The sequence below is a fragment of the Aneurinibacillus aneurinilyticus ATCC 12856 genome, from assembly GCF_000466385.1.
Lineage (GTDB): Bacteria > Bacillota > Bacilli > Aneurinibacillales > Aneurinibacillaceae > Aneurinibacillus > Aneurinibacillus aneurinilyticus.
Genome location: NZ_KE952878.1, coordinates 32,858 through 41,219, shown reverse-complemented (window position 1 = coordinate 41,219; position 8,362 = coordinate 32,858). Strand labels below are relative to the sequence as shown.

Sequence of the window (8,362 nt, the reverse complement as noted above, 5' to 3'; positions counted from 1 at the left end):
ACATCTTTATTAAAAATGGTGCTTGCCTGATATACCGTTAACTTGTCATCCTTATCTATATCCCATCCATAAGCTAGGGATAATGTCATACGCTCTAAATCACGCCGATCACTACTGCAGCCTGACGTTATAATGAGCAGCAAACAGGACACAAGCAGCATCATACGCTTTATCATCAATCCTCCACTTCCCATACCCTCACCTTTTCCTTCATTGTGTTTCTATGGGTTAATATGTGAAGTGGAATGGTTAAATATACAAGTTAGTAGGAATAAGAGACACGCTGACCTTTCTTCTACCGGATCGCAGAGCGTATCCACCTTCTTCTTTTTTCCGAATTCCCTACTTCCAACCACGCTCCCCTGTCAAAATATCAGGTGCAATTTATATTAAGTAGCGATCAAGATTATACTCACTTATATTCTTCGAGCTTTTGTTCAATATAGTTGCACGCAGCCTCCAGATCTTTAAAAACCCATTCAACGCTCTCGATAGGTTCCTTACTATCCATTCCAAGCAGCAATGTTCTTACTGCCTCCTCACAATTAGGCCCTACAACAACTGCTGTTGGAAACGGTTCATCATAAAAGTACCTTGCTCCAGTGTCAAATACGATTTCTAGTTTATCTCCCCATTTATACGTCAACTGGGACATATCCAGAATGGCGCCGCTTGGCTCCCAGGCTATTAGTGCAGCTTCACCCATGGCACGCATATACATAGCATCCGAATTCCCAGCAGATCCCGTCCGATAATAACCTTTAAATGTAATCAGCATAATTTCACCATACCTGAGCTTTTTTGAATCAAACGTATATATGTCAACATCAATATCACTTAATTCATTCAAGTCCCTTCGTATTATGTCCATCTTTTCTCTCCCTGCCTCTTCAATACTTTCATATACTCATATACTTCTTTTGTCGGCATGTTTACGCGTTCTGAAATGACCGACATCTTCAATCCTTGCTCAAGCATATGCGCTATTTTTGCTTTCATCTCATCCTCATATTGCTTAGCGATAGTAAAGAGTGGCTGCAATAGGAGTTCCCAACTATCACCATCTGTGTACGAATCTTTTTCTGAAATTGTTTTTACCAAATTTTCAATATCTCTCTTACGAATGCTTGTCCCATTTTGCTCGATAAATATGCCAATATATTGCAAATGCTTGAGAAATTCCGATATTGATTCTGCTAAATAGCTACCGCCTTCCCAGCTCTCCATATCATGCATTAGTATCGAAATCGAATAGCCAGCTTCGGCTGCATCTGCAATAATCGGATCACCACACATCGTTTCACGACCTATTACAATCCAATCCTCATCCCATGATGCCTCTCCCTTTATAAGCGAGTTGCCTTCTGAATCGATGCCATATCCTATTTGTGCTTCATCCAGTTCATTAATAGTACAGATCTCAATCGTCATGTATTCTCGTATTTTATCGATTTCATCGTTTAGTAACTCTAGATTTTTAATAAAATCTTCGTTTATTTTCATCTCTTCTCCTTCTTTGTACATCCTATACTTTTCTTTCTTTTGTTTTGGCCCTTATTTTTTCCAAAGCTCTTTTCGCAGCAAGCTTCCCATTATGCATTCCAGTTTCAGCGATCGTTCTTAGCTTATCTCTCGCCGGAACATATTGATGAAAGCCGAATATCTCGCAAGCTCGCTCCTGAACATACATGTCCTCATCATCCATATAGTGTTCTTCAAATCATGCCAATCGGCAGTATCATCCTGCTCTACTGCATCAACAATTCATTTTTTGCCTGTTTTCTAGCATGTAAACGTAAGCATTCCATGCTATTTTGCGATAAATGCAACTGAAGATTTTTATTAATTTCATCAATCCCCAAAACATTGTCCCCCTTTATTTGCTTATCAAACAAAAGCCTGCCAATCGCTTGAAAAGGCATCAAGTTGGCAGACTTCGAATATTTGTTTCTATCGTTATACTTTTATTTGCTCTAGGATATTTGGATCTTTTATCTTTGTATCATTAGCAAGCAACAAGATCTTAGATAAAATCTCTGCGGTCTTCGGATCTTCATCCATAAACGGCAGGAACAGTCTTCCTCTATGCTGGGAGTGCACAGGGATGATGTGCATGGCACCACCTGCCTGTCTGTGAACGATACCTCTTCCCAGATGAACCGTGTATTCTCCGAGCTTTCCTGCGATATGCGCATGGGAGCCTTTCACTGTTACATTTTCTATTCCAAGTAGGTCCAATGTTTCTGTCGTGATAGCTGCACGCATCTCAACGGTAGAAAGACTTGCTTCTGGATCAACGCTTCCAGCATGCGCCACGCTTACTACTAAATCTACATCACGCATCACTTCCGAGAAAATAATGCTCGGTATATTCTGTATCGGTATCGGTTTGTAGGTTAGCCTATCAAAAAATTCAACTGTTTCAAGAGTAGGAGCTTCTACATCCGCCGGAGAGAACCAATCAGCCAACGCATATAGCTTGGCGATGATGTTTTCCTTGTAATATACTTTTTGCAGGCCGTCTTCATAACTTACCGTCCATAGTCGTCCCTTGAGCAGTGCTACTGTCTTCTTAGGCTGAATTTGATGTCCCGCATATCGCCTGGATATCGTCGCTTCTGCTAGCTCATCCTCATTCGGCCTGTACAGTTCTCTGAATACTTGCTTAAATGGCTGTATGATTTGCCTTTCAAATAAATCCTTCTGGTATAAACTCCATTGCCCACTCTCATACAAATCCACAGGATGGGCAATATAAAGCATCGCATCAGACTCTGGCTGGTGAAAGCCTCCAAACGGCACTGTAAGTCGGCTGTTTTCTAAATATCCAAACGTATCACCGGTCATGAATATTAGATTTTTAATAAGCGGAGCAATAACCGGGTTCTCCTGCAAATTTGTGAGTTCTTGTAGTGTAAAGCCATTTTTGGCTTCCATGGCACGCTCAAGCGCTAATTTTGCCCGTGTATATTGATCCTTCAAGGATTTCTGGATGTCTCTTAGCTCTGTAACGTACGTATTCTTTTTTAACTTTGCCGGAACATTCTTTAATTCCTTGCCGTTTTTTAGCGCCTTAACCGAGGCTTTTCCTTCCTCATTAATTTCTATATATAGCTCTGTTCCCTCAATCGTCTTCGGAGACAAATATGGTAGAATTCCCTTTATTTTCTGTGTCTCCATATTCCATGTAAGTCTTGTTACATCGCTATAACCTGCATTTCTCGCAAGATTCCCTAGCGCGATTGCTGCGGTTTTCGCTTCGCTTTCCCTTCTTTGCGCGCCGAACTGTTTGCTTTCTTTCAGAAATTCCTGAATGCATTCATACCTGTGTAACGTTTCCTTAAGCTTATCCTTTTTTATCGGGATCAAGCTATAGCACAGCAGATGGTCTTTATTTCGCTTTTCCTTTATGGATTTTTTCATATCGGCAAGCTTCAACTTTCCAAGAACCGCATCGGCAAATAGCTGTGAGCGTCTGTGGTTCGCCCCGCCAGAAATATACTTGGCTGCTTCATACAGCATCTCGAAGCGCTTTTTACCAAGCATCTTATACGCATCATTGAACCAATCCGTATCGAAGGCGCCATCATTAAAGTCTGCCGGTACAATAGGTGAATAATGAGCAACAATCGTCTCCTTCTGTGCGGAGAAGCCTTCATTCACATGAGCATGGAAATACCATGCTGCACTTCTCAGCCCTTTCCAGCCCAAGTATTTTTCTACGATATCGATCCATTGTGGTGCATACATGGCTGCTTCGAGCAATCTTTTCTCTGATATGTTTCTGCTCTTTAACAGCTTTTTTAGCAGCTTTTCATCTTCATCCTGTTTTGGATAGCATATCTTCAACAGATGACTGAATGTTTCCTTCTTCGTCGGGTTTTCAGAAATATAATTATATCCCCTTACAAAAGTCTCGTTATGCATCCCAACCAATATGTCTACGAAATGGTTCATTCCTTCGTATCGGACTATTTTTGCAGCAAGAGAGCTAACATCCGTAGGCAGGTCACCTCTTTTTAATTCAATATCAAGAATCCGTTCCACCGCAGTATGTTCGAATTTCTTTATAAAGGGGAAGTTTTTCAAACGCTGATTTCCTCTGTAGCCTTCCCCTTCCGGTGCCGTAATCTGTCTAATGTTATCTCCGCTGCTTTGTCTGCCCATCAATTCCTTATACATCTCATCTTCGTCGATTATACCCTCGTCGTACGCTCTGCAAAAATCGGTAAAAGAAAGCAAAAATTTATAGGGCGGCTCAAAGCCGGTATTCCTATAGTACATGTAACGAATATAAAATGATTCCTTGAAGCTTTCGGTATCATATACGTTGTTACTCATCAACCTGAGCCAGAATCCTATTTCATCTGCGCCTGTCACATAATCTTTACTATACCAATAATAAGAAGCAGATTCGTCCTGCTTGCTGTATGATTCCGTGAATTTATCCTGTGGAACTTGCAGGGTAATATACTTCATCATATCAAGGGCTGTCGCGAATACCCCTTCCGCTCCGAATTCTCCCATCAATGCACTCAATATGTTTTGAATATGGTTACGGTAGTCCAATGTTTCCAAGAAGGCGCATATGTTTTCCGCCTTTTGCATAGGAAAAACATTGTGCAGCAGCGTATCAAACCACGGTTCACGTTCGATATCCTCCTCAATATGTTCATAAAACTGCAATTCCAGCAATTGACGATAATTCAGATTGTTATCCTTAAGAAACCCTCGCCAAACATCCGGCAACGGATAATTATCGATCGCCTTTGCTCCCTCCCAGTTTCGCTTTATTGTCTGTATACTATAGGAAGTACCGAGCACAACTTTTGAGCGGCTCCCATCATACAATTCGACCTCATATTCATAATCCCTATGCTGATAGATGAGATAATACAGGTTTGTGTAGAGCGTTTTTACTTCCTCTTCCGTCAGTGTAAAGACATCATTCGGTGAGAAATCCTTCATAATAGTAAGTGGCGGAACCATTACCTCGGATGAAGGGCTGTAAAGTCCGAAGCCATTTTCCTTGCTATATTCCGGCTTATCTGTTGCCAATAATTTCTCAATGAGCACCCTTTCCTTTTCAGTCGGTTGTTTTATCTGCTTTATAAGCTCCAGGCATGCATCATAAATAGAGGAAAAATCCTCCTTTTTTTCGATACTGGATATAATATCGAGCGCTGCAAGACGTTTTTGTTCATTTTTATCGGCTAGAAGCCTTGATGTAACATCAAGCAATGCATTAGCATCCAGCTTCAGCAATAGCTTGATACTGGCCTGCCGAACCGTACCTGTTTTGAGAGACAGAAGCTTTTCTACGTTTGAAAACTCATCCGGTGACAATGTCAATGAATCGATATGCTTCAATGCACTTTCGCGATTGGCCATACTCTTATCGTTTAATGAGGCGAATAAAAACGCTCTTTGCTTTTCAGTTTTTGGTTTTGCGACAAAATTACGTAACACGTTATGCCTTGTATCCGCACTCATCTTATCTGTATAGTCTAAAAGCTCGTCCTTAAACGCGTCATCCATATCATAGCCGGTTACGTATAGTAATTTTTGTGCAACAAGATCACCTGTCAGCGTTACATCGATCCAGGGAAATACGCTTTCTTTAAAAGTTATCCCCTTCTTAGGCATCTGCTCTAATATGTGCTTTAGCTTATCAAATTGCTTCTTTCTCTCTGTAATATCAGTCGGCAAACTCGTTTTATATCCGGCCTTTGCATAGCCTTCCTCGCTATACTCGTAAAGGGATAACGCAGGATAGTTGATAAGTATCCAGTAAAGAACCTCCTCATCCTTCTCATCCAAATACGTATGGGACAGATCATACATAAAATCCGAATAGCCACTCTCATTTAGAAAATACAGCCCTACCAGTTTTTTATGCTTTTCTTCTCCGGCCATGAATCGTTCGATAATCGGCTTTGTATCTTTGATTTCTCTAACAGCTATCGCCCAAAGCGCCATATACACCTGTATGCTGTCGCTGCTGTTTACACATTCCTCTAAAAATGCGCTATCCGTCAAACACTTGTAGCCTGTCTGTATGCATTTTTTAGCAACGGCAGGCTTCTGAGCCTCAATCCTAAGACCTGTCCACACATCCAGCGCCCTCACTACGGAGCTGTATCTAATTAAATCATGGTCAATAATTATTTTCAGCATATATAGAAAAGCGTCTAGACTTGCTTCATCAATTTTTTCTACGATGCTCTGGCGCAGCCCTTCCTGTAGCCTTGCCGCTATCAGAAGTTCTCCTAACATCGTATGGGCAACGCTATTATGACTCATTAATAAGCCCATGATCATAGAGTGCGATAGCAGGGCTGCATTGTTGTCACTGTAGATAATATTCTTAAGCGCCCCGATAACTTCCGCATTGTCATCATCAATTTCGACCGCGATCAAATCCGGTAATACATAATAAGAAATCTCATAGTCTTGTACTGTTAGATAGTCGAACAGGGAGAAGTCGTATTGATATAAATGAAGCACCAGACGTAGCTTGTCAAGATTTTTATCTAAATAAATGCTTATGTCTTGTTTTGTTCTAAAGCTTCGTCTGTAATAGCCCTGGGCATACGAATAGTCAGTAGCCCGATCCCAGATTTTTTTGAATTTCACCGCCAGTTCCTTGCCAAACAAAACAAGTAAAGCGTTAAAATGACTGCCTGAAAAAATATCTGCGATAGTCACAGGCTCTGTTTTCATGAGCAGATTTTTCAACCGTTGTGTTTTTTCTATTCTGTCCGTATACGTGCATGTAGCAAAGTCCAATATGCCTACAGCTATATCCCTTTCACTACCACTTAACGAATGGGCCGCAGCATACAGATTTTCAAAATAATTCTCCTTCTTATTCGCTTTCATCGTGCTCCCCCTCTACCACATTCTCCCTGAAAGCATCGTCAGCTTAATAAACACCAGTCTGTCGTCTTCTTGAACAGTCAGCTTCGCATCCAAAGATTCAATTTCCTGTTTATTTATGAGTACTTTGTACAAACCGTCTTCAAAGGCGAGCAAAGCCCGCTCAGCTGCCTTTTGCTCATCCTCTTTTGTAGTGTTGTGCTTCTCCTTAAATCCAACCTTGCCAAGTGCCGCTCTGTTCTCCAGTTCTTCTTCAGTAAGATACATAAAAATCGCATGTTTATCGAGGCTATGATTGAACTCCTTCACACTTGCTGTTACAACTTCCATTATCAATTGACGCAGCGTTTCCGGTGAACCTGCCAATTCGATCTCTTTTTCACCGATATGGTTTTTCCTTTTTCCGAGTTGTTTGACTGTTGCATACACTTTCATACCTCCACCTCGATTCTATGACTTGTCAAACGGTACTGTTCCTAAATAAAATATCCTGGCACCATCAACTGTCGCGTCGAAAACATGTCCGCTATGCCAATCCATATCGAAACCGGTTGAATTTCTTCCATTTGCTCATCCCTTTTCCTTTATCCATTCTTATCAGCTTGAATAAAGGGACAAGTAGGTATTATCGAACTTTCGGTTCACCAAATCCTCCCGGCGGATAAAAAAGTGGATAACACCGCAATCCCACCAGCAAAACCCAACAGCATCACTTGAGTCAACTTCAAGCAGCATAATCATGTCATCAATCTCTTGCTGTGCCTTCTTCTTATCGCCGCTAAAATGCTGAACAAGCTTATCGATTTCCTCTTCTTTATAGCCGTATTCCTCTGCAGCAACGATCATCAACGCCGCTTCAAGCTCGCAGTCATCATGCTGTCCCTCTGGATAGCCGTATAGATGTCCAATATAGCTCTCATCTCTGTCAAATAACTCACTCTCCATATTGCTATATCTGTCATACAGAGTATCGTCCCCAGAAATCTGTTCATTGTTCATATAGGCATATGTCGGCAACTGGATAATTTCTTTGGCTGATAAACGATACGATACAAATTCGCCGTATGTTTCTTCCAATACTGAGACCTCATCTATTTCACATTTTGCAAGCTCTGCCGTGTTTTCAACATAAATAACCTTATGTTCAATATTGTAGGACGGTTCATCTAATCCCATGAAGAAATACAGAATACCCGCTTCCGGCAGCAAGCCTTCCCTGTCCAGCGGCTTAATATCCTTAAGATTAAGCTGGGCAATGAATGTCATTCGTTCCCCATCCTCTGTTTCAGGCCATTCCATGCCTGTAGGTAAATCTGGATATCCAACAATCCGTGAGTTCCCAATGTTTCCATACGTTTCTTCTCCCAGAAGAGATAATTGGATGATGCTTCTGGCATTGTCATAAATGTATTGTTTGCATTCGTCCAATCCGTTTTTTGCGATTAGCTTATCCAGTTTCTTATGATCAAATTTCATCTACATT

6 protein-coding genes are annotated in these 8,362 nt (G+C 41.2%); all 6 read right to left on the bottom strand.

All coding sequences use genetic code 11. The features are described from left to right. Nucleotides 1–412: 412 nt before the first annotated feature. Nucleotides 413–871, bottom strand: coding sequence for a hypothetical protein (locus HMPREF0083_RS20950; protein WP_021623767.1), 459 nt, complete (start codon nt 869–871; stop codon nt 413–415). Continuing rightward, entirely contained in the window at nt 862–1,503 is a 642-nt protein-coding gene (locus tag HMPREF0083_RS20945) for a hypothetical protein (protein ID WP_040304233.1), read from the bottom strand. The genes HMPREF0083_RS20950 and HMPREF0083_RS20945 overlap by 10 nt, the downstream gene beginning before the upstream one ends. A 22-nt stretch (nt 1,504–1,525) precedes the next feature. Continuing rightward, the gene (locus HMPREF0083_RS20940) at nt 1,526–1,705 is read right to left on the bottom strand and encodes a hypothetical protein (RefSeq protein WP_021623765.1); all 180 of its coding nucleotides are present in this window, start codon (nt 1,703–1,705) and stop codon (nt 1,526–1,528) included. Between the two features lie 251 nt (nt 1,706–1,956). Further along, a complete protein-coding gene (locus tag HMPREF0083_RS20935; protein WP_021623763.1) occupies nt 1,957–6,882 on the bottom strand; it encodes a DUF4132 domain-containing protein in 4,926 nt (1,641 codons plus the stop codon). 12 nt (nt 6,883–6,894) lie between these two features. After that, a complete protein-coding gene (locus HMPREF0083_RS20930) occupies nt 6,895–7,314 on the bottom strand; it encodes a hypothetical protein (protein ID WP_021623762.1) in 420 nt (139 codons plus the stop codon). Between the two features lie 162 nt (nt 7,315–7,476). Beyond that, nucleotides 7,477–8,355, bottom strand: coding sequence for a YwqG family protein (locus tag HMPREF0083_RS20925; RefSeq protein WP_021623761.1), 879 nt, complete (start codon nt 8,353–8,355; stop codon nt 7,477–7,479). Nucleotides 8,356–8,362 lie beyond the last annotated feature (7 nt).